20 protein-coding genes are annotated in these 21,405 nt (G+C 36.6%); 9 read left to right on the plus strand and 11 right to left on the minus strand.

The genetic code is table 11. From position 1 onward, the window contains the following. Positions 1–13 precede the first annotated feature (13 nt). The 4 genes from ACS8MM_RS12420 to ACS8MM_RS12435 are packed head-to-tail and all read left to right on the plus strand — an operon-like array spanning position 14 to position 5,183. Positions 14–1,297 (plus strand): alpha/beta hydrolase, encoded by a 1,284-nt coding sequence (locus ACS8MM_RS12420; protein ID WP_379717388.1) that lies wholly within the window; start codon positions 14–16, stop codon positions 1,295–1,297. Between the two features lie 20 nt (positions 1,298–1,317). Beyond that, entirely contained in the window at positions 1,318–2,679 is a 1,362-nt protein-coding gene (gene radA, locus ACS8MM_RS12425; protein WP_379717390.1) for a DNA repair protein RadA, read from the plus strand. 2 nt (positions 2,680–2,681) lie between these two features. Further along, on the plus strand, positions 2,682–3,194 hold the full coding sequence (locus ACS8MM_RS12430; RefSeq protein ID WP_379717392.1) for a hypothetical protein: 513 nt from the start codon (positions 2,682–2,684) through the stop codon (positions 3,192–3,194). A 21-nt stretch (positions 3,195–3,215) separates the two neighbouring features. Continuing rightward, the gene (locus ACS8MM_RS12435; protein ID WP_379717394.1) at positions 3,216–5,183 is read left to right on the plus strand and encodes a transglycosylase domain-containing protein; all 1,968 of its coding nucleotides are present in this window, start codon (positions 3,216–3,218) and stop codon (positions 5,181–5,183) included. Here the strand turns inward: ACS8MM_RS12435 and ACS8MM_RS12440 are convergent, their stop codons facing one another. Together ACS8MM_RS12440 and ACS8MM_RS12445 are read right to left on the minus strand one after the other, a co-directional pair. Then, positions 5,184–5,933 (minus strand): LytR/AlgR family response regulator transcription factor, encoded by a 750-nt coding sequence (locus ACS8MM_RS12440; RefSeq protein WP_379717396.1) that lies wholly within the window; start codon positions 5,931–5,933, stop codon positions 5,184–5,186. A gap of 2 nt (positions 5,934–5,935) precedes the next feature. Then, positions 5,936–7,762 (minus strand): tetratricopeptide repeat-containing sensor histidine kinase, encoded by a 1,827-nt coding sequence (locus ACS8MM_RS12445; protein ID WP_379717398.1) that lies wholly within the window; start codon positions 7,760–7,762, stop codon positions 5,936–5,938. Positions 7,763–7,911: 149 nt separating this feature from the next. On the opposite strand from ACS8MM_RS12445, the gene ACS8MM_RS12450 reads away from it, so the two are divergent. From ACS8MM_RS12450 to ACS8MM_RS12460, 3 genes are all read left to right on the plus strand, one after another. After that, positions 7,912–9,069, plus strand: a complete 1,158-nt coding sequence (locus ACS8MM_RS12450) for a vWA domain-containing protein (protein ID WP_379717400.1) — start codon at positions 7,912–7,914, stop codon at positions 9,067–9,069. A 120-nt stretch (positions 9,070–9,189) separates the two neighbouring features. Continuing rightward, positions 9,190–10,812 (plus strand): DUF4139 domain-containing protein, encoded by a 1,623-nt coding sequence (locus tag ACS8MM_RS12455; protein WP_379717402.1) that lies wholly within the window; start codon positions 9,190–9,192, stop codon positions 10,810–10,812. A gap of 64 nt (positions 10,813–10,876) precedes the next feature. Beyond that, the gene (locus ACS8MM_RS12460) at positions 10,877–12,256 is read left to right on the plus strand and encodes a PQQ-dependent sugar dehydrogenase (protein WP_379717404.1); all 1,380 of its coding nucleotides are present in this window, start codon (positions 10,877–10,879) and stop codon (positions 12,254–12,256) included. On the opposite strand, the gene ACS8MM_RS12465 is transcribed toward ACS8MM_RS12460, so the two are convergent. Then, a complete protein-coding gene (locus ACS8MM_RS12465) occupies positions 12,257–13,291 on the minus strand; it encodes an aldo/keto reductase (protein ID WP_379717406.1) in 1,035 nt (344 codons plus the stop codon). A gap of 142 nt (positions 13,292–13,433) precedes the next feature. Here ACS8MM_RS12465 and ACS8MM_RS12470 point away from each other — a divergent pair, with 142 nt between their 5' ends. Then, positions 13,434–14,042: an LURP-one-related/scramblase family protein gene (locus ACS8MM_RS12470; RefSeq protein WP_379717408.1), complete on the plus strand. Its 609-nt coding sequence runs from the start codon at positions 13,434–13,436 to the stop codon at positions 14,040–14,042. 57 nt (positions 14,043–14,099) lie between these two features. Here ACS8MM_RS12470 and ACS8MM_RS12475 read toward each other — a convergent pair whose 3' ends face one another. Beyond that, positions 14,100–15,065: an OmpA family protein gene (locus tag ACS8MM_RS12475; RefSeq protein WP_379717410.1), complete on the minus strand. Its 966-nt coding sequence runs from the start codon at positions 15,063–15,065 to the stop codon at positions 14,100–14,102. 16 nt (positions 15,066–15,081) lie between these two features. Continuing rightward, positions 15,082–15,843 carry an exodeoxyribonuclease III gene (locus ACS8MM_RS12480; protein ID WP_379717412.1) on the minus strand — a complete coding sequence of 254 codons (762 nt, stop codon included), beginning with the start codon at positions 15,841–15,843 and terminating at the stop codon, positions 15,082–15,084. Positions 15,844–16,043: 200 nt separating this feature from the next. Here ACS8MM_RS12480 and ACS8MM_RS12485 point away from each other — a divergent pair, with 200 nt between their 5' ends. Continuing rightward, a complete protein-coding gene (locus ACS8MM_RS12485) occupies positions 16,044–17,879 on the plus strand; it encodes a GNAT family N-acyltransferase (protein WP_379717414.1) in 1,836 nt (611 codons plus the stop codon). Positions 17,880–17,907: 28 nt separating this feature from the next. Here ACS8MM_RS12485 and ACS8MM_RS12490 read toward each other — a convergent pair whose 3' ends face one another. The 6 genes from ACS8MM_RS12490 to ACS8MM_RS12515 form a co-directional block, all read right to left on the minus strand. Further along, a complete protein-coding gene (locus tag ACS8MM_RS12490) occupies positions 17,908–18,192 on the minus strand; it encodes a TM2 domain-containing protein (protein WP_379717416.1) in 285 nt (94 codons plus the stop codon). 32 nt (positions 18,193–18,224) lie between these two features. Continuing rightward, on the minus strand, positions 18,225–18,614 hold the full coding sequence (locus ACS8MM_RS12495) for a DUF805 domain-containing protein (RefSeq protein ID WP_379717418.1): 390 nt from the start codon (positions 18,612–18,614) through the stop codon (positions 18,225–18,227). Positions 18,615–18,684: 70 nt separating this feature from the next. After that, positions 18,685–19,098 carry a DUF805 domain-containing protein gene (locus ACS8MM_RS12500; RefSeq protein ID WP_379717420.1) on the minus strand — a complete coding sequence of 138 codons (414 nt, stop codon included), beginning with the start codon at positions 19,096–19,098 and terminating at the stop codon, positions 18,685–18,687. Between the two features lie 91 nt (positions 19,099–19,189). Beyond that, positions 19,190–19,612 (minus strand): hypothetical protein, encoded by a 423-nt coding sequence (locus tag ACS8MM_RS12505; protein ID WP_379717422.1) that lies wholly within the window; start codon positions 19,610–19,612, stop codon positions 19,190–19,192. 69 nt (positions 19,613–19,681) lie between these two features. Next, positions 19,682–20,632, minus strand: coding sequence for a 2-hydroxyacid dehydrogenase (locus tag ACS8MM_RS12510; protein WP_379717424.1), 951 nt, complete (start codon positions 20,630–20,632; stop codon positions 19,682–19,684). An 80-nt stretch (positions 20,633–20,712) separates the two neighbouring features. Beyond that, entirely contained in the window at positions 20,713–21,387 is a 675-nt protein-coding gene (locus tag ACS8MM_RS12515) for a hypothetical protein (RefSeq protein WP_379717426.1), read from the minus strand. Positions 21,388–21,405: the final 18 nt, after the last annotated feature.

Genomic DNA, 21,405 nt, shown 5'->3' on the forward strand with positions numbered 1-21,405 from the left:
TACTATATTAGTTATGAAAAATATTATCCGTATAGCAATACTATTGTTTTCATTTTCAGCATTTTCCCAATCTTTTGTTGAACAGATCAAATCGGTTAAATTAAACGAAACCCGCGATATCAGAATAAAACTACCCGCTTCCTTCAAATCGAATCCCGAAAAAAAATATCCTTTGATTTTAGTCTTGGACAGCGAATTTTTGTTCCCTGTATTTGAGGGCAACTTGCAGTTTGGAAATTATTGGGATGATATTCCGGAAGCCATATTGGTAGGTATCAATCAAAACAAAAACAACCAAAGAGAGGCAGATTGCGAGTTTGACCCAAGAACTGGGCTTCCAGCTGGAAAAGGTGGTGCTTTTTTTGAATTCATAGGAACAGAACTTATTCCTCATCTTGAAAAGAAATACCAAGTTGGTCCTTTTAAAGCCATAGCCGGTATCGATTCTTCTGCAGGACTTTTAAATGCATTTTTATACAAAGAAATCCCATTATTCACGGCGTACATTTCATTAAGTCCTGATTTGCAATTAGGAATGGAAGAAAGAGTACCTAATCGCTTGAGTCAAATTCAGCAACCAATATACTACTATTCTGCAACCAGTGACGGTGATTTGAAAAAATTCCAAAAACAGATCAAAACACTAGATCAAAATATGCAGGCTGTAAAAAATGATTTAGTGAATTACAAATTCGATGACTTTAAAAATTCGAATCATTACACAATTGCTATGTTGGGAATTCCGCAGGCTTTGAATCAAATTTTCCAAATTTACCAACCTATTTCTCCTAAGGAATATCAGGAAAAAATCGTGGTGTTAGAGCAGGATTATGTCAAATATCTTACCGACAAATACGACGCCATTGAAAAAAATCTTGGAATTAAAATGACAGTTCGTTACCGCGACATGAAAGCCATCGAAACAGCCATCAATAAGAAAGAACGATTCGAAGAATATGAGCAACTTGCACAAATATCAGGTCAGCAATACGAAAAAACGTTACTATATGATTACCATATGGGAAATTATTGGGAAAAAAGAAGCGAATTCAAAAAAGCCATCAAATTCTATCAGGATGCATTTGCCAAAGAACCAATTGGTGATTTGACTAAAGAAATGATGATGATAAAGGCAGAAGATTTAAAAAGCAAACTTCCTAAAAAAGACAAACTTAAAGGTGGAAAAGCCAAAGACGGAACGGAGCAGGTAATTGAAGAAGTACCAGCTGAAACACCTTCTGAAACCCCAGCTGATGCACCAACAGAAACTCCAACAGAAGAGAAAAAAAGCGAATAACACCGAATAAAGTCTGCTAAATGGCTAAAATAAAAACGTCCTTTTTTTGCCAAAGCTGTGGCACTCAATTTGCCAAATGGCAAGGACAATGCAATGCCTGCAAAGAATGGAACACCATTGTAGAAGAAATCATCCAGAAAGAGGAAAAAATAGTCTGGAAAACAGAAACTTCTGCAGTAAAAAAAGCAGCGAAACCTTTACGCATTCACGAAATTGATTCGGCTGAAGAAATTCGCATGGACACAACCGATGGCGAATTAAATCGTGTTTTGGGTGGCGGACTAGTACCAGGATCATTGACACTCCTAGGTGGCGAACCCGGTATTGGTAAAAGCACGTTATTATTGCAAATTTCATTAAAATTACCGTATAAAACATTATACGTTTCTGGTGAAGAAAGTCAGAAGCAAATAAAAATGCGTGCAGAACGTATTACACCAAACGGTGACAACTGTTATATCCTAACAGAAACCAAAACACAAAATATCTTTCGTCAAATCGAAGAAATCGAACCAGAAATTGTAATTATTGACTCAATTCAAACCTTACATACGGATTATATTGAATCATCCGCAGGAAGTATTTCACAAATCCGGGAATGCACCGCCGAATTGATCAAATTTGCGAAAGAAACCAATGTACCCGTTATTTTAATTGGTCACATTACAAAAGACGGAAATATTGCCGGTCCTAAAATTTTGGAGCATATGGTTGATACCGTCCTTCAGTTTGAAGGAGACAGAAATCACATATACCGTATCTTACGATCGCTCAAAAATCGTTTTGGTTCTACGGCCGAATTAGGAATTTACGAAATGCAAGGATCGGGTTTACGAGAAGTAGCCAATCCATCTGAAATCTTAATTTCGCATAAAGAAGAAGAATTATCAGGAACTGCCATTGCAACCACATTAGAAGGAATGCGACCACTAATGATTGAGATTCAAGCCTTGGTATCAACAGCAGTGTATGGCACACCGCAAAGAAGTACGACGGGATACAATGCCAAACGTTTGAATATGATTTTGGCGGTTTTGGAAAAACGTGCCGGTTTTCATTTGGGCGCCAAAGACGTGTTTCTCAACGTCACCGGCGGAATTTCTGTAGACGATCCAGCTATTGACTTAGCCGTTGTGGCAGCCATTTTGTCTTCCAATGAAGACATCGCTGTAGGTAAAGATTTTTGCTTCGCAGGTGAAGTTGGACTTTCCGGCGAGATTCGACCAGTAAACCGAGTGGAACAACGCATTCAGGAAGCCGAAAAATTGGGATTTGGAACAATTTATATTTCGAAATACAACAAAATTACCACCCAATTTCCAGGAATAAGAGTTGTACTAGTGAGTAAAATTGAAGAAATTGTAAGTGAATTATTCGGATAACCATGAAACCGTATGCTGAAATAGTCCAATTGATTCAAACCTATCACGAATTAGGTGAAACAATTGCTGCAGCTAACTTTGTTATTGAAGAATACGGAATCAAACATTCCAATTTTAAAGGATTTGAACTTCGCGAAAAAGCAAAAGCCGATTATATTTTAATGACAACCGAAGGCGTTTTCGGAGAAGAACAAATCATCCGAATTCCGGAAAATACTTTCGAATTCGAATTTGTCCTAATGTTAAATTTAATGGCCCATGAAATGATTCATGTCGGACAAAAAGTTCCGGGTCAGTTTGTAGAAGATCGCAACGAAAGAGAGTGGCAGGCTTATTACGAAATGCTTTTTCATAAAGTGTATCCACAAATTCCTAATGTAGCGAAACACCAACAATTGTTTTTTGCCAACAAAGCACTAGATTACTATCGGAAAATGGGAGAAAATTCGCCATTACAAGAAAAATACGCCGAACAAAAAAAAGAAGTTGAAGATTTTGTAGCTTCGCTTTCCTAAAAACTCCAAATCTAATATACAATGAGAACCAAAAAGCAATGGTTTTTTCTGATTCTTAAAATAATACTAGTACTTTTCGTACTGGCCGTAGCTGCTATTTATTTTTTCAGAGATACCATTCTACAACAAGCATTGGAGAAAGCTAAAACTAAATTCAACACCGAATACAATGCTGATTTTTCGGTTGGAAAAGCTGCTTTTGTAGGAACTACAAGTGTAGAGTTAGACAACATACATTTGGTACCGCATAACGCAGACACACTGTTGTCTGTGCATAAAATTAAAACTAAAATCAGTTTAATGCAATTACTAACCGGAGAAATTCAACTGCAACATCTAGAAATGCAAAATGGCTTTATCCAATTGGTAAAAACGAAAAACGGACGTAATTTTGATGCTTTTCTAAAAAAAGATGCTACCGAAAAATCGACGGATGAAAAACGCAATTATGCCAAATTAGCCAATCGTATTTTGACCAAAGTATTGAATTTAGTACCCTCGGAAATGAATTTGGAAAATTTATCCTTACGTATTGACGATATGGGTAAAAAGGTAAGTTTCCACATGAACGATTTACAGTTGGTCAATCATCAACTGAACACAAAAATAAAAGTAACAACCAATACCTTTGCACAAAACTGGACCATTAATGGTTATGCTAATCCGAGGGATAAAAAAGCGGATTTGATTTTTGCTTCTGCAGACACCTCCAAAATTCAAGTGCCTTACATTGATGAAAAATTTGGTTTGAAATCAAGCTTTGACAAAATCAGACTGAAATTGGACAATCTTGATATGAGCTTTGGCAATTTACATATAGATGGTGTCGCATCGATTGAAAATTTCACCATCAATCACCCAAAAATTGCTAAAAAAGATGTGGTGATTCAAAATGCACAATTCGATTATCGTTTTTTATTGGGAAGTGATTTTATTGCAGTCGACAGTACATCTACAGCACAATTGAACAAAATTAAAGTGAAGCCATTTTTGGAATACAATACCGAAGAAGATACCATTTATAAGCTGAAGATCAATATCGAAAAAATGAAAGCGCAAGATTTCATTACTTCATTACCCAATGGTTTATTTTCACATTTTGTGGGTATGGAAGCCGAAGGAGAATTCGATTACAACCTTAATTTTGAATTCAACAAAAACAAACCGCACAAATTGGTCTTCGATAGTAAATTCAATAAAAATAATCTCCGCATCAAAAAATACGGAGAAGCCAATCTGGAAAAACTCAACACCGATTTTACCTATCGCGCAATGGAAAACGGCGTACCACAAAGACCCGTTTTTGTAGGCGCTTCCAATCCTTACTTTACCCCATTGGAATTAATTTCACCTTATTTAACACATGCGGTATTAACGAATGAGGATCCTTCGTTCATGCGTCATCGCGGTTTTATTTCCGAGGCATTCAAACAGTCTATTGCAAAAAACATTCGAACTAAGAAATTCTCAAGAGGCGCGAGTACGATTAGTATGCAATTGGTTAAAAATGTATTCTTAACACGTGAAAAAACGCTATCTAGAAAGCTCGAAGAAATACTTTTAGTGTATATATTGGAAAACAATCGTATTTCTTCCAAAGAACGCATGCTGGAAGTCTATTTCAATGTTATTGAGTGGGGACCAAACGTATATGGTATTGGTGAAGCTGCAGAATTTTACTTCCAGAAAAAACCAATTGATTTGACGCTTAACGAATGTTTGTTCCTTGCATCCATTGTTCCAAAACCTAAAAAATTCATGTATCAATTTAACGATGAAGGTTATCAGAAATCATACGCGGAAAAGAATCAAAAATTCATCAAAAATCTAATGCTACGCCGTGCTTTGATCACTGGTGATGATACAATTGGACAATCAATACCCATTTATGTTTCGGGAAGAGCACGTTCGTTTTTGAAAATCAAGAAAGTTCAAGATACAATCACCATTGATTCATCAGCAACTTCGATAAACGAATTTGACTTTTAACTATTTGAAATTTTTAAGAAACTGTTCTTTATACGTTGGAGAAACTTCAATTTCAGCAGCATCATTGAGTACCACATAGCCACCTTTATTATACGATTTCACGTAATTGATGTTGATAATATGTGACTTGTGAACACGTAAAAAAGGAAACGGCAAAATTTCGGTAAAATGTTTCAGAAAGCGGCATACCATTTTTTTACTACCGTCAGCCAAATGCAAATCGGTAAAGTTTCCATTTCCACGAAGTCGAACAATGTCTTCCATTTTTACCACTTCAAAACCTTCCAAAGTAGGCAAAATCACTTGCTTTTTCTCGGGTTGAGTTTCTCGGAAATTTTCTACTATAATTTTATTACGATTGAATAATTCGTGATTCAGAATGTGTTGTTGTACTTTATTCACGGCAACTATCAATTCCTCGATACTGATCGGTTTAAGCAGATAATATGCAGCACTTTGATTCAGTGCTTTCAATGAATATTCTGAAAAGGCGGTTACAAAAATGGTTTCAAAATGCAAATCTTTACAGGCTTCCAACACATCAAAAGCATTTCCGAAAGGCATCTCAACATCCAAAAAAACCAATTGTGGTTTCACTTCATGCAACAATGGCACTGCTTCTTTGATATTTTGCGCTTCGCCAATTACATCTACTTGCGGACAATATTTACTCAAATAATTCTTGAGCACTTCCCTAGCCGCCAATTCATCTTCAACAATAACCGCTTGTATTTTTTGGAATGTCATCATATTTATTCAATCTTTGGAAAGGTAATTTCTACAACAGTTCCTGTGTTTCCGTTATTTTTTTCAGACATCGAAAACGAAATGTTCGATTTGTACAACTCGTTCAATAAATTGATCCTTTCTTTGGTATTGGTCACACCTCTTGATTGATGTACTTTTTGATTGCGCGTTTTAAGTGCGGCACTTTGCGTTAATCCAATTCCGTTATCATCAATAATAACATTTACTTTCCCTCTATTCAACTCAAATTGCAATAGTAACAAGCCTTTGGTTTCACGATAACGTAAACCATGCCAAATGGCATTCTCCAGATGTGGCTGAATCAACATATTCGGCACTAAAACCGTTTCGGCATCCAAAGCATCATCGATGATAATCTGATATTCAAACTTGTCCTGAAATCGTAAATGTTCTAAATCCAAGTACTTTTTCAACTGTTCGATTTCATTGCTTAAACTTATAAAATCCTTGTTGGAATTCTCCATCATATTCCGCATCAAATGCGAATAAGACGACAAATACTTATTGGCTTCCAGTTCTTTGTTTTGGGAAATAAACTGATTCACACTGTTCAAACTATTGAAAATAAAGTGCGGATTCATTTCTCTTCGCAACGACTGCAAGGCAATTTCTTTATTTTTGGTTTTAATCGAATATAACGCTTTCACAATAAATCCGAAAAACAATAAAAGCAATGCAATCGATCCCAACAACACATAGTTGAACGTATTTTTCTTCGAAATCAATTCATCTTTCAATGCTTTTTCTTTCTCCAACTGACGGATTTTTTCTTCGGTAACCTGAAATGTTTTCTCGTCGATAAGCGTACTGTCCTTTTGAATTAACTGGTCGAAATTCTTGAAAAAATCTTCATACAAAGCCATGCTCTCTTTGTCTTTTCCATTCGATTTATAGTATTGAAGTAATTGATTCAAACTACTTTTTACTTCGTCGGTTTTCCCGTATTGTGAAGCCAAACCATACGCCTTCTTTAATGAATTTACGGCTCTTTCCGGTTCTTTATTTTTAAAATAAATCGTACTTAAAGATTGTAGTTGTTTAATCTGTGTCTCAAAATCGTTTTGCTTTACAGCATCATCTAACAATTTCTGGTTGATTGTAATGGCTTTATCGAACTGATTATCGGCAGCATAAACCTTGGCAATTTCATTCCGTAGTTTCACAACTTCTTCTGGTTTCTCTTTCGAATACGAAATCGCTTTTTCAAGGTTTTCAATAGCCGATTCTTTATCCATCAGTTTCAAATCTACTGTAGCTTGTTGTTTATAAGCATCAGCTACTTCTTCTTTTTTATCGCTTTCTTTTTCAAGAATTGCAATATTTTTCTTGGCATAAGTAGCCTGAACTGCCGGACTATAACTGTTCCTTAAACGTTCCGCATCGTTTGAATTGAGTTGCATGTCTTTTTTTTGCTCGGCAGCAGAACCCGCCATTTCGTAACTTTGAATCGCGGCATTTAACTTGTTTTGTGACTCCTGTACTTTAGCGAGATTTCTTGCAACTCTAGTTTTGTCAGTACTTCTATTGAGTTTAGTATAACTTGTCAAAGCTTTTTTTAAGTATTCTTCGGCACGTACAAAATCTTCTTTTTCAGTAAAACCTTTCGCTAAAACTTCATAATTCTTGGCAATCTTCAATTCATCGTTAGAATCCAAAGATTCTTTCAAATCAGCTGCTGCTTTACTAATTTTTGCAGAAGATGCTTTCTTACTCCTGGGCTGAGGGACAATACTATCTTGTTGAGCTAGCATTTCAGATTGAAATCCCAACACAAAAACAACAGCCCAAAATATCCAAATTACCGGTTTCATCTTTGTAAATATTTGACAATGTAAAGAAACTATTTTAAAAAATGACATCAAAACGATTTCACCAAGTCAACTCCCGCTTTCACCCATTCTGCAAAAAACGTGCAATTTCTTCAAATAATTTTGACTCATAATCTTAAAACAAAATTATCATGAAAACGTCAATCTTATTCACTACTGCATTATTAGCTACATCAATATCATTTGCTGCTTGCAATACCTCAACTGCAAAGCCAAAACATAGTAATACAACACAAGTAGCCGATGAAAACACCAAAATTCAAGTGGCTCTATTATTGGACACTTCCAATAGTATGGATGGTTTAATCGAGCAAGCCAAATCGCGCTTGTGGAATATTGTCAACACTTTAACTACTTTAAAATACAATGGAAAAACGCCCGATATAGAAATTGGTTTGTATGAATATGGAAATGATGGCCTTTCTGCTCAATCCAATTACATTAGACAAGTGACGCCTTTAACAACCGATTTGGATTTAATTTCCGAAAAATTATTTTCACTACGAACCAATGGCGGATCAGAATATTGTGGCGCAGTAATTTCGGATGCTACCCGACAATTGTCTTGGGGAAGAGACAACAACAATATGAAATTGATCTACATAGCAGGAAATGAACCTTTCAATCAAGGCGGAATCAACTACAAAGAAGCTATTAGCGATGCTCTACGCAGCGACATTTATGTGAATACTATTTTCTGCGGAAATCAAATGGAAGGGATTCAAACACTTTGGAAAGACGGTGCTGATGCCGGAAAAGGCAAATACTTCAATATCGATTCCAATCAGGCCGTGCAATACATTGTTACTCCGTATGATGTTAGAATTTCAGAATGCAATGTTCGTATAAACGATACATACATTAGCTACGGAAGCATGGGCTATGAAAAGAAGATGAATCAAGTAACCCAAGATGCTAATGCAAAAGGAGTTTCTTCAGCAAATTATGCCGAAAGAGCGGTAAGCAAATCTAAAGCAGCCTATAAAAACGAAAGTTGGGATTTGGTAGACAGAGCGAAAAAAGACAAAGATGTTGTAGCCAAATTGAAAAAAGAAGAATTACCTCAAGAATTACAAAACAAATCAAAAGAAGAAATTCAAGTATATGTGGATAAAAAATCGAAAGAACGTGAAGCACTTCAAAACGAAATCAATGAATTGGGTAAAAAACGCCAGGCTTATATTGATACCGAAATGAAGAAAACCAAATCGCAGGATGATTTAGGAAATGCCATTAATACTTCGATCATAGGCTTTGCCAAAACAAAAGGATACACTGTAGAAAAATAAAGGGTTGATGATTGCCGCGAACCTGCTAATTTCTGAATAGGGCTGGAAATTACAGGTTTGCGGTTACTTTTCCCAACCTTTTTAACAAAACGAAACTCTTATCAGTATAAAAAAATCATTATGAAACAACTACTTACTTTTTTCTTGCTTTTGACTTCGGGTTATATGATGGCTCAAAAACCATTTTTCACCCAAGCAAAAATTAAGGCGGCAACTGTCTATTTTAATGCTGCCGAAATCACACAAACTGCGAATATTACTCTTACAGCAGGAACCAGCGAAATTGTCATAAAGAATGTAGCCAACCAATTGAATGAAAATTCGGTTCAAATTGGTGCTCCGTCAAATATTACAGTGCTTTCAGTACAGTTTACCAACGATTACATTGCAGAATACGACATCGATGAAAATTCACCGGCAATCAAAAAAGTCAAAGACAGTATTGTGTTGATTCAAAAGGAAATCAAGCGTATTGTCAATACCAAAAATGCAGAACAGAAAACTATCGAATTATTAGATAAAAATCAGCAGGTATTTGGACAGAATTCAGGTTTAAGCGTGACTGAATTAACCAAAATGGTCGATTATTATAAATACAAAAGGACCGAAATCAGCAATACCATCAATACATTGGAAGAAAAAGAAATCAAACTGAATGAACTGCTGGCTCAACTCAACAATAAACTGGAAGTAGATACCAATAAGGAAGAAAAACTGTCTTCGGGAAAATTGGTCTTGCAGGTTATGAATACTTCTGCCGGATTAGTCCCATTAGAAATTTCGTATTTGACACAAAATGCAGGTTGGGCTCCATTTTATGATTTACGTGTCGAAAGTGTCAAAGAATCCATCAACATGATGTACAAAGCCCAAGTGGTACAAAATACGGGAATCGACTGGAAAAAAGTAAAATTAACTTTGTCTTCCGGCAATCCGAACCAGAATAATCAGGCACCTCTTTTAAGTTCTTGGTTTTTGCGTTATGGTTATCCTGACTATGGTTATAAAAACAATCAAGTTGTAAATCAATTGAGAGGAAAAGTAGCTGGAGTAGCAATTAAAAATGCAGAAGCAGATGCAGCTCCTATGATGGAAGATAAATCCATTTCAAATTATACCACCATTGTGGAAAACCAACTCAACATTTCTTTTGATATTGATATCCCCTATGACATTTTATCCAATGGTAAAGCACACAGTGTTGCATTGAAAGAAATGAAAATACCCGCAACTTATAAATACTATGCAGCACCAAAAGTCGATAAAGAAGCATTTCTACTAGCTGAAATATCCGAATATGGTAAATACAATTTATTAAGAGGCGATGCTAATATTATTTTTGAAGGCATGTATGTAGGCAAGACGTATATCAATCCAGGACAAACATCTGACACCTTGAATTTGAGTATGGGACGCGATAAAAAAGTGGCAATCAAACGCGAAAAAGTAGTAGACAAATCAGGCACTAAATTCTTTTCGTCTAAAAAAGAACAAACCTTTACCTATGACATAACCCTAAGAAACAATAAAAAAGAGGCAATTGAAATGGTATTAAAAGATCAATACCCCTTGAGTTCCGACAAAGAGATTGAAATTGAATTAGTACAAAAAGACGGAGCAAAGGTCAATCTTGAAACGGGAATACTCACTTGGGATATTAGTCTCAAGCCTAATGAAACCAAAAAAATAAGAATCAGTTATGTGGTCAAATATCCTAAAGATAAAATCATTGAAAACTTATAAATACTATCCCGACAAAAAACGTCGGGATTTTTTTATAAATTTATGATAATCAAACTACTACACAATGAAAACTATCTTCCAACTCATCGCGCTATTTGTTCTTCAATTGAATTGTCATTCGCAATCGGGCGTTGTGCAACTGACCTCATTTGCTACTGGTTTCTCTTCTCCCATCGCCATTGCAAATTGCGGAGATTCCCGTCTGTTTGTAGCCGAGCAGGATGGCATCATTAAAGTGGTTAACAGTAATGGCACAGTGAATCCTACTTCTTTTCTGAATATTACTACCTTGACTAATGCCAATGGAGAACAAGGACTCTTAGGAATGGCATTCCACCCCAATTATGCTTCCAATGGTTTTTTCTACGTCAATTACACCCGAATTAGTGATGGAGCTACCGTTGTAGCACGTTATACCGTTGATTCAGGAAACCCGAACAGTGCTAATCCTGCAAGTGCCACAATCCTACTTACCATAGCACAACCCTTTAGCAATCATAATGGCGGAACTTTAGCGTTTGGTCCCGACGGCTTTTTATATATTGGTATGGGCGATGGAGGAAGTGGAGGCGATCCTGGAAACAGAGCACAAAATACCACAGAATTATTAGGCAAAATGCTTCGAATTGATGTTAATTCGGGAAGTCCTTATTCAATTCCTTCCAATAATCCTTATGTTGGAGTAGCTGGCGCTGATGAAATTTGGGCAATTGGACTTCGGAATCCTTGGAAGTTTTCGTTCGACAAACAAACCGGAGATTTGTGGATAGCCGATGTCGGTCAGAATGTTTACGAAGAAATCAACAAAGCAGCATCAACCGAAGCCGGACTCAATTATGGTTGGCGTTGTTATGAAGGCAATACCGCTTATAACACATCGGGGTGTCCTGCCCAAGCCACCATGAAGTCGCCAGTAGCCGTTATTAATCATTCCAGTGGTGCTTGTTCGATAACCGGAGGCTATGTGTATCGTGGCACAACATATCCTAATTTTCAAGGCAAGTATTTTTTTTCCGATTACTGTCTGGCGAGAATTGGAATCGTGGACAATTTGAATACTGTTACTTTTTCTTCCACTTTTTCGGGCAATAATTTTGTCACTTTTGGAGAAGATGTAAGCGGTGAATTGTATGTTGCTTCCATTGGAAATGGCACGATTTACAAAATAATTGATAGTTCACTAAGTACAGAAGAACAAACCAAATCTCATTTTTCGATCTATCCGAATCCAGCTCAAGAAACCGTATTCATCAAGAAATCGGATACCAGTTTTCCAACCACTGTGGATGTATTTGATATAGATGGCAAATTGGTTCTACATCAGAAAACAGAAAACCTGTCAATTAACGCACTGAATACAGAACGTTTATCAACAGGTTTGTATTTTATGAAAATTAAAACCAATTCCGGATTAACACTTACCCATAAATTGGCTATCGAATAATTATGGCGCCGGATTCGGAATTGTTTCCTGAATTTTCTCAATTTGTTGTAAAACATCATCGGTCAAACGCACATCAAAAGCATTGATGTTTTCTTCCAATTGATCTAAATTCGTTGCACCGATAATAGTAGAAGTCACAAATTTTTGATGACGCACAAAAGCCAAAGACAATTCGGTTAATGTCAATCCTAAACCATGTGCCAATTCTTGGTACAATTGAGTTGCTTTGTAGCAATTCTCATTGGTATAACGCACAAAGTGAGGGAAAGTTCCCATACGTGAATTCTCAGGTGTTCCCTTCAAATATTTACCGGTTAAAAACCCGAAGGCTAAAGGTGAATACGCCAATAATCCTACATTTTCACGCATACAGATTTCAGATAAACCGACTTCAAATAAACGATTTAATAACGAAAACGGATTTTGAATGGTTGCAATTCTTGGTAAATTATGCTTTTCACTTTCATTTAGGAATTTCATTACGCCCCAGGGGTTTTCGTTTGAAACACCGATATGTTTTATTTTACCTTCTTTGATTAATCCGTCAAAAACAGTTAAGACTTCCAATACATTATCCTGCCATTTTTCGTCCAACTCGGAAACACCACGTTTTCCAAACATATTCATCACACGTTCCGGCCAGTGCATCTGATACAAATCAATATATTCGGTTTGCAGATTTTTCAAACTCAAATCGACCGCTTCGTGAATACTTTTTTTAGAAAAGTCCAAAGGTTTACGAATGTAACCCATACCTCGATTAGGACCGGCAATTTTAGTAGCTAAAACCACTTGATCTCTCTTTCCTGATTTTTTAAACCAAGAACCAATGTATCGTTCTGTACTACCAAAAATATGTTCGTTTCCTCCGATAGGATACATTTCGGCGGTATCAAAAAAATTGATACCTCTTTCGAAAGCATAGTCCATTTGTGCATGTGCTTCTACCTCCGAATTCTGATTACCGAAAGTCATGGTGCCCAAACAAATTTCTGAAACTTCTAAATTGGTATTGGGTAAAATAATTTGTCGCATGGTAATGATTTAAAGTCGTAAAATTTCAGAAAGCAAAGATACAATCTTGGGCATTAGATTTACCAACTTATTTCTGTAAATAGTGTAGCGGTTTTCTTCAAAAATTTGTAATATCGCATCCGAATAAAAAAAAACAAATAGCATGTCACAAGAATCTTTAATGATCCCTAAATTTTTTGAAAGCAATGATTATTTCATTGATGAAAATGTAAACTATTTCAAATTTGGAAATACCTACAAAGTATACAACAAAGAGGCAGAACAAGTGGGTATTATCCAACAGAACGTTTCAGGATGGCATAAATTTTTACGCTTGTTTTTAAACAAAGCTTTATTCCCTTTTACTTTGGAAGTGTACAACATGGACAATGACTTACAGGTTACTATCCATAGAGGCTGGACATTTTGGATGAGTAAAATTACGATTTCCGACGCCAAAGATGAAGTAATTGGTACTATCAAGCAAAAATTCAAATTATTCAAACCTACTTTTACCATTGCTAATGCAGCGGAAGAGAATATTGCTAAAATTACAGGCGACTGGAAAGCGTGGGATTTTAAAATTGTGAATGCCGAAGAGCAGCAAATTGGAACCATTAACAAAAAATGGGGTGGTGTAATGAAAGAGTTTTTTACGCGTGCTGATAAATACCATGCATCTATTGTACCGGAATATGCGGAAGACACCAATAAAATAGCTATTGTTTCTTGTGCGATTACCATCGACATGGTGATGAAAAACTTCAAATAACAAAATAAAAAAAAGGTTCAGCTTTACTGAACCTTTTTTTATGGATTTATAATGTCATTAAATTTCGTTTAATGCTTTTGATAATTCGTCCAATTTCGGAGTCAAAATGATTTCGATACGACGGTTTTTCGCTTTACCATCATTAGTATCGTTGCTCACAATCGGAGAATATTCGCTACGACCTGCTGCTGTCAGATTTTCTTTTTTCACTTTAGCATTTGCTGATAAAATGTTTACAATGGCAGTTGCTCTTTTGGTAGACAAATCCCAGTTGTTTTCAACACCACCAGTTAACGTTCCTGTAATTTTATCGTTGTCGGTATGTCCTTCAATCAAAACCGCAATTTCAGGATTGTCAGCTAAAACTTTCCCCACTAAATCAACCGCTTTTTTACCTTCGGCACCAACAGTCCAGCTACCCGATTCGAAAAGCAATTTATTTTCCATAGAAACATATACTTTCCCGTCTTTTTGTTGTACGGTTAATCCTTTACCTTCAAAAGCTTTTAATGATTTCGAAAGTGTTTCTTTCAATTTTTTCAGAGAAGCTTCTTTCGCAGCAATCAAACCTTCCAGTTCATTCACACGCTCAGAACGGTCTTTCAAATCGGCACTTAATTTCTCCAAACGGGCTTTTTCTGCAGCCAAAGCTTTTTCTTTAGCTTCCAGTTGAGCCAAAAGATCACGGTTTTTATCCATGTTGGTTTTTAATGCTTCACTGCTGTTTTTCTCCAAAGCATCGTACGAATCTTTCAATGCTTTTAAGCTATTGCTTGCCGCTGCATAATCAGAAGCCAATTTATTTCTCTCCGCGATTGTCTTTTCCAATTCACTTTTAAGGTTTGCATTGTCGTTTTCCAATTGCGTTTTGGAAGTTTTCAATCCTTCGTTTTCATCAGAAAGCGCGTTGCGTTCTTTCTTAAGTTCGGCGAACTTATTTTCTAAATCGGTATACATTTTTTTAGACACGCAAGACGTGCTTAATGCTAATACCAATAGTCCAAGGGAAACTCTTTTTATCATATGATGTGGTATTTATTTATTCAATTTCTACTAAGATGGGGCAATGGTCAGAATGTTTCGCTTCGGGTAGGATCAACGCTCTTTTCATTCTGTCTTTCATGGGTTGGGAAACCAGATTGTAATCGATTCTCCAACCTTTATTATTTTCACGGGCATTGGCGCGGTACGACCACCAACTGTAGTTGTGCGGTTCTTTGTTGAAATGACGGAAACTATCAATGAATCCGGATTGCATAAAAGCATCGAGCCAAGCCCGTTCTTCTGGTAAAAACCCAGAAACTTTTGCATTCCTGATCGGATCATGAATATCGATGGCTTCGTGACAAATGTTGTAATCACCACCAATGATAAGATTAGGAACTTCTTTTTTCAACGTATTGATATACTCTTGGAAGTCATCCATGTATTTGAATTTGTGATCCAAGCGGTCGATATTGGTTCCCGAAGGCAGGTACAAACTCATCACCGAAAAATCTTCGAAATCCACACGCAAGTTACGTCCTTCATGGTCCATGTGTTCGATTCCGGTTCCGTACACTACGTTTTTCGGTTCCACTTTAGACAAAATGGCAACACCACTGTATCCTTTTTTTTGGGCAGGAAAATAATACTGATAAGGATACCCTGCCATTTCGATATCCATCATGGGAATTTGGTCATGTACTGCTTTGATTTCCTGTAGGCAGATGACATCCGGATTTGCAGCTTGCAACCAATCTAAAAAACCTTTGGTAATGGCCGCTCTTATTCCGTTTACATTGTAAGAAATGATTTTCATTAATTTGGCAATTCAATTTTTTCAAAAGTATTGAAAAAACATTCGTCAACAAACCAAAACCACCATTAAATGTTAACTAATTACAAACCAAATATTTAAATTAAAACCTGCTATTTTGTACAAGTTCTAATGTTAAATCTTTTTCCTAATTTACCATAAGTTTTTCTATCTTTGTGATTCGCTTAAAAATGATTGACTGAATGGGTTTAGTTACCGCAAAAGAAGTTGCCAAAGCAATTAATACGGATAAGTACGGAATTTTAGGTACTTTTTCCGGTTGGCTGTTAATGAAAGTACTTCAAATATCCACATTAAATAAAATATACAACCGTAATAAGGATCTTAAAGACGTCGAGTTTTTAAATGCTATTTTGGATGAATTCCAGATAAAGTTTGAAATTCCGGAAGAAGATTTAAAACGCTTACCGAAAGACGGAGCGTATATTACCATATCCAACCATCCACTGGGAGGTATTGACGGTATTTTATTACTGAAATTGATGTTGGAAAGAGAACCTAACTTCAAGATCATTGCCAATTTCCTATTGCATCGTATCGAACCGTTGAAGCCGTATATTATGCCGGTAAATCCTTTTGAAAATCATAAGGATGCCAAATCGAGTGTAATTGGATTGAAAGAAACATTTCGTCATTTAAGTGATGGCAAACCGTTGGGGATGTTCCCTGCCGGAGAAGTTTCTACTTACAAAGACGACAAATTGGTAGTAGACAAACAATGGGAAGAAGGCGCTATCAAAGTGATTCGTAAGGCACAGGTTCCTGTGGTTCCCATTTATTTCCATGCTAAAAACAGTAAGTTGTTTTACTTCTTATCTAAAATTAGCGATACACTTCGTACGGCGAAATTACCTTCTGAGTTGTTAACACAGAAAGACCGCGTAATCAAAGTTCGTATTGGTAAACCGATTTCAGTTGCGGAACAAAACGAATACGAAACGATTGAAGAATACGCCGAGTTTTTACGTAAAAAAACCTATATGCTATCGAATGCTTTTGAAAAGGAATCCAAGCTATTGCAGACTCCTATTTTAAAAGCACCGAGCAAGCCTGCCAAAACTATTGTTACCGGAGCCAATCAAGAAAAAATGATTGCCGAAGTGGATAAACTTCGCAACCAGGATGCCCGTTTGTTACAAAGTAAGAATTACGAAGTCTTTTTGACTTCTGCTGATGAAATCCCTAACATCTTACATGAAATCGGTCGTTTGCGTGAGATCACGTTCCGAGAAGTGGGTGAAGGAACCAATGAATCGATAGATATTGACAAGTTTGACAAATACTACCACCATATGTTTTTATGGGACGATGAAAGCAAACAAATTGCTGGAGCGTATCGTATGGGATTGGGTAGTCAGATTTATGCAAAGTATGGTATCAACGGATTTTATCTTCAGGACTTGTTCCGATTTGAACCGGAATTGTATGACATGATGAGCAAATCCATAGAAATGGGTCGTGCTTTCATTCGTTCGGAATACCAGCAAAAACCGATGCCTTTATTCCTATTATGGAAAGGTATCGTACATACTACTTTACGTTATCCGGAACATAAGTTTTTAATTGGCGGTGTGAGTATCAGTAATCAGTTTTCCGATTTTTCGAAGTCGTTGATGATTGAATTCATGAAGTCACACTATTATGATCCTTATATTGCGCAGTACGTGCATCCGAAGAAGGAGTTCAGAGTGAAGTTAAAAGATGCGGACAAAGATTTCATCTTTAATGAAACGGAAGCCGATTTGAATAAGTTCGACAAGATTATTGACGAAGTGGAACCGGGGAATTTACGTTTACCGGTATTGATTAAGAAATACATCAAGCAGAATGCCCGAGTGGTAGCTTTCAATGTGGATCCTTTGTTTAATAATGCGGTAGACGGTTTGATGTACATCCGAATTGCGGATTTACCAGAAAGCACAGTGAAGCCGGTTATGGAAGAGTTTCAAGCTGAATTGGAACGCAAACTAGAAGAGCAAAAAGAACAACAAAATACAACTAAAAAAGCCGAGGAATAATCCCCGGCTTTTTTTAATACCTTTTCTATTAGAACCATGCTTTTTTGTTGGCTTGGTACGTTTGGTAAAATTCATCGTCTGATTTGGTCAAGTAGATGATTCCTTCGATGAATCCTAAAATACTACCTGCTCCACACGTTACAACTGTAATTCCGATTTGAATTAATCCTTCGTTTGTGTATCCTAAAATAAATTTATGCACTCCGAATCCTCCGAATAAAATCCCCATTACACCCGCTAATACTTTTTTGTTTTCTTGTGGTGCTTGTGGCGTTGGGTTATTCCACTCTTCTGTTGGTCTTGATGTTTCCATTAGTTATTAATTATTGTTTATTATTTATTTGATTATTCGTTTCCGATTTCGTTTACTTCATTTAGAACCGCTTTTGGATCTTCTCCCCAAGCATTCGCTCCTTTTTCACCTTCAGTAAGCGCTAAAATCAAGCTGTAAATTGGCACTAACAAGAACCAACCGCTTTTACCTACATCGTGCATTCTTCTTACACCAACAGCTAATCCAGGAATCATTGTTGCCAAAGAGAATAACATTGCAATTGCATAAAAAATCATTCCCACTCCTAAGTTATCCATTGCAGCAAATACACCGAACAAAATATAACATACTATTGTGATAAGAAATTGAGTCAAAAAGAAATACCAATACTCACTTCTTCTTGCTCTTCCTTTGAAATTAGCATAGTTTTCAAAAACTACTTTTTTAAACCATTGAATCATAACATTTTGTTTTAGTTAGTTAATTCCTACTCTGTTTTGGATTTTCGGTACCTCCATTATTCATTATGTATTATTGTTCTTGTCCTATTTCGTCGATTTCATCTATCGGTTTTTTGGGATCAGGACCATACCTATTCGTTCCAGTTATACCATTGGTACAGGCAAAGACGAACAGAATAAAGGCTCCTACATATGGGATTATATTTATCAAATAAAACCATCCACTCACGTTTACATCATGAAGGCGACGGATAGTCACCGCTACACTAGGTATAAAAGTTAGTAATAAATATACACCAAGTAGTGCGACAAAAAAACCATTAGGTTCCTTTCCACCAGACAAAACTCCACCAATAAGAACCACTAGAATCATGATTGAAACATGAACCAAGGTAAAGTACCAATACTCTTTTCTTCTGGCTCTACCATTAAAATTTACATAGTTATTAAACACTACTTCCTTATACCAATCGAACACATTCATTTCAACAACTACTTCCTTTTTTGATTTAATTTTATTCCTTTTTTATGGGTGTGCAATATAAAAATTTATACGAAAATTTTCACTTTTATTTTTACACCTGGTGAGGTTCTACATCATGAAGGTGGTGTGCCTTTTTGTACAATATAGTAGTCGCCATTATTAATACTATTCCTTCGAAGGTAAAAACCGACATGGCGTCTATTTTTCCGGAGATGTAGGTACAACCTAATCCGAAGATAACCAATCCGATGCCTAAAATTAATACTTGCACTCTTGCTTTGTGGCTTCCGATGAGAATATGACTTGCGAGAATAAGTAAATTCAATCCGGAGAGTAGCATCATAATCGACGAATACAACCAAATCATTCGCATGCCGTTGGCAGCAGGTTCCTGTATTACCCCTTTTTCAATGTATTCCATCACGTCTTTCATCCCCATGAAAGCGTGTGGAAAGAAACTCAGTACCGACAATACGCCTATGGCCAGCACCAAATAATACGAAGCTTTATTCATTGTTTAGTTTTTTAGTAGTGCTAAATGTAGTAAAATATTCCTTACAACACTGTATATCAAACCCTTCCGTCAGGAATAGATTTTAACTATTTTATCAACAATAGTCTGTGCGAGTTTTTCCTTGCTTTCGAATGTCCAACCAGCGATATGAGGCGTAAGCAGCACATTGGTTGCCTTTAGTAAATAATCAAATGCTTCGGGTTTTGTTTCATCGAATAAGGTTTCGAAAGAAAGTTTTTCGTATTCCAGTACATCGAGTCCGGCGCCTAGTATTTTTCCTGATTGTAGTGCTTGAACCAAATCGGCAGTAACCACGCTATTGCCTCGAGCCGTATTGATGAACCAGAACGGTTTGGCAAACGCATCAATAAATGTCGAATTGATCATTTTATCCGTTTCGGGAGTCCAAGGCGTGTGCAAGCTGAGTACTTCCACTTTTTGTTGGAATTCCTGTAAAGTGACTTGTTTGGCATTTTCATCGCCTACATTGTCTAGAATATCGTAGCACAAGACATCGACATCGAATCCGCGTAGTTTTTTGGCGAAAGATTTTCCCATGTTCCCGTAGCCGATGATACCCACCGTTTTCCCGTCGAGTTCATGACCGCGATTGCTTTCGCGGTTCCATTGTCCGGAGCGGACTTCCTTATCCGCTTTATTAAGTTTATTGAGTAAGGACAGTAGCATTCCAAGAGCATGTTCTCCCACCGCGTTTCGGTTGCCTTCCGGCGCGGCGATCAGGTGAATCCCTTTACTTTCGGCGTAGTCGCAATCGATACTTTCGAGTCCGGCCCCTACCCTTGCGATGAATTGCAGATTGGTTGCTTTATCCAAAAACGTTTGGTCTATTTTAAAGCGGCTTCGAATTACGATACCGTGGTAGTGGGCTATTTTAGCTTCCACCTCTTCTTTAGAAGAAGAAAAATCTTCTTCGTTGTTGAATCCGGCTTCCTGTAATTGGTTCCAAAGCAAAGGATGATTGCTGTCGATGTGTAGTATTGTAACGTCTTGTGGTTTCAAAGTGATTGATTTTGATCTTTCCAAAGTTACAAATTTGAATGGCGTAATAAAAAAACTCCCGACAATTCGGGAGTTTACTTTTAGGCTATAGCACTTCTTTTATTGGCGACAGGTGCAACTCGAAGTTTTTTTACCAGATTGCTAATGGTATACTCTTTTACTTTTGCCTGACCATCGAACACTACCTTTCCAATTTTACATACATCCACAATATAATCGTTGTACAGCGTATTGTAAATTTCTAGATTATTATGGGTTAGTAACTGTCGTTGCTGCATAATTTTACTTTGCAGATTACTTTTAATGGTAATTTCTTCGAATTTGGTTTCCAGCAAATCGGGAAAATTGGATTTCATTGCTTTACCGGTTAACAGATCTAGATTGCTGTTTACCACTTGATTAATCGATTTTAGATTGACCAATACACCCTCCATATTCCTGACTCTCAAATTAGAAAGAGTATCCTGAACTAGATTGGTAGGTAAACCCGCTTTTTCAATTACAATCCCAAATAATTTGAGTGGTTTTCTTAAATCATCGGCCAGTTGATACAATTCTCTTGTAATTGTTTTTTGTTGGATAAGTAAGGTATCCGCTCTTTCGAGTTGTCTTACTTTTTCCGTTTGTGCTTTGAAAGCATTCAAAAAAACTTGGGAAAACAATTCGTTTTCGGCTTCTAATTGTATCTGATCTCTTTCAAAACTGGCGATTAACATATCGGCCACTGGTACAAATTCTTCTTGTTTAATAGTCATAGCTTTTCGTTTAAATGA

It is taken from the genome of Flavobacterium sp. MAHUQ-57 (assembly GCF_051908335.1).
GTDB lineage: Bacteria > Bacteroidota > Bacteroidia > Flavobacteriales > Flavobacteriaceae > Flavobacterium.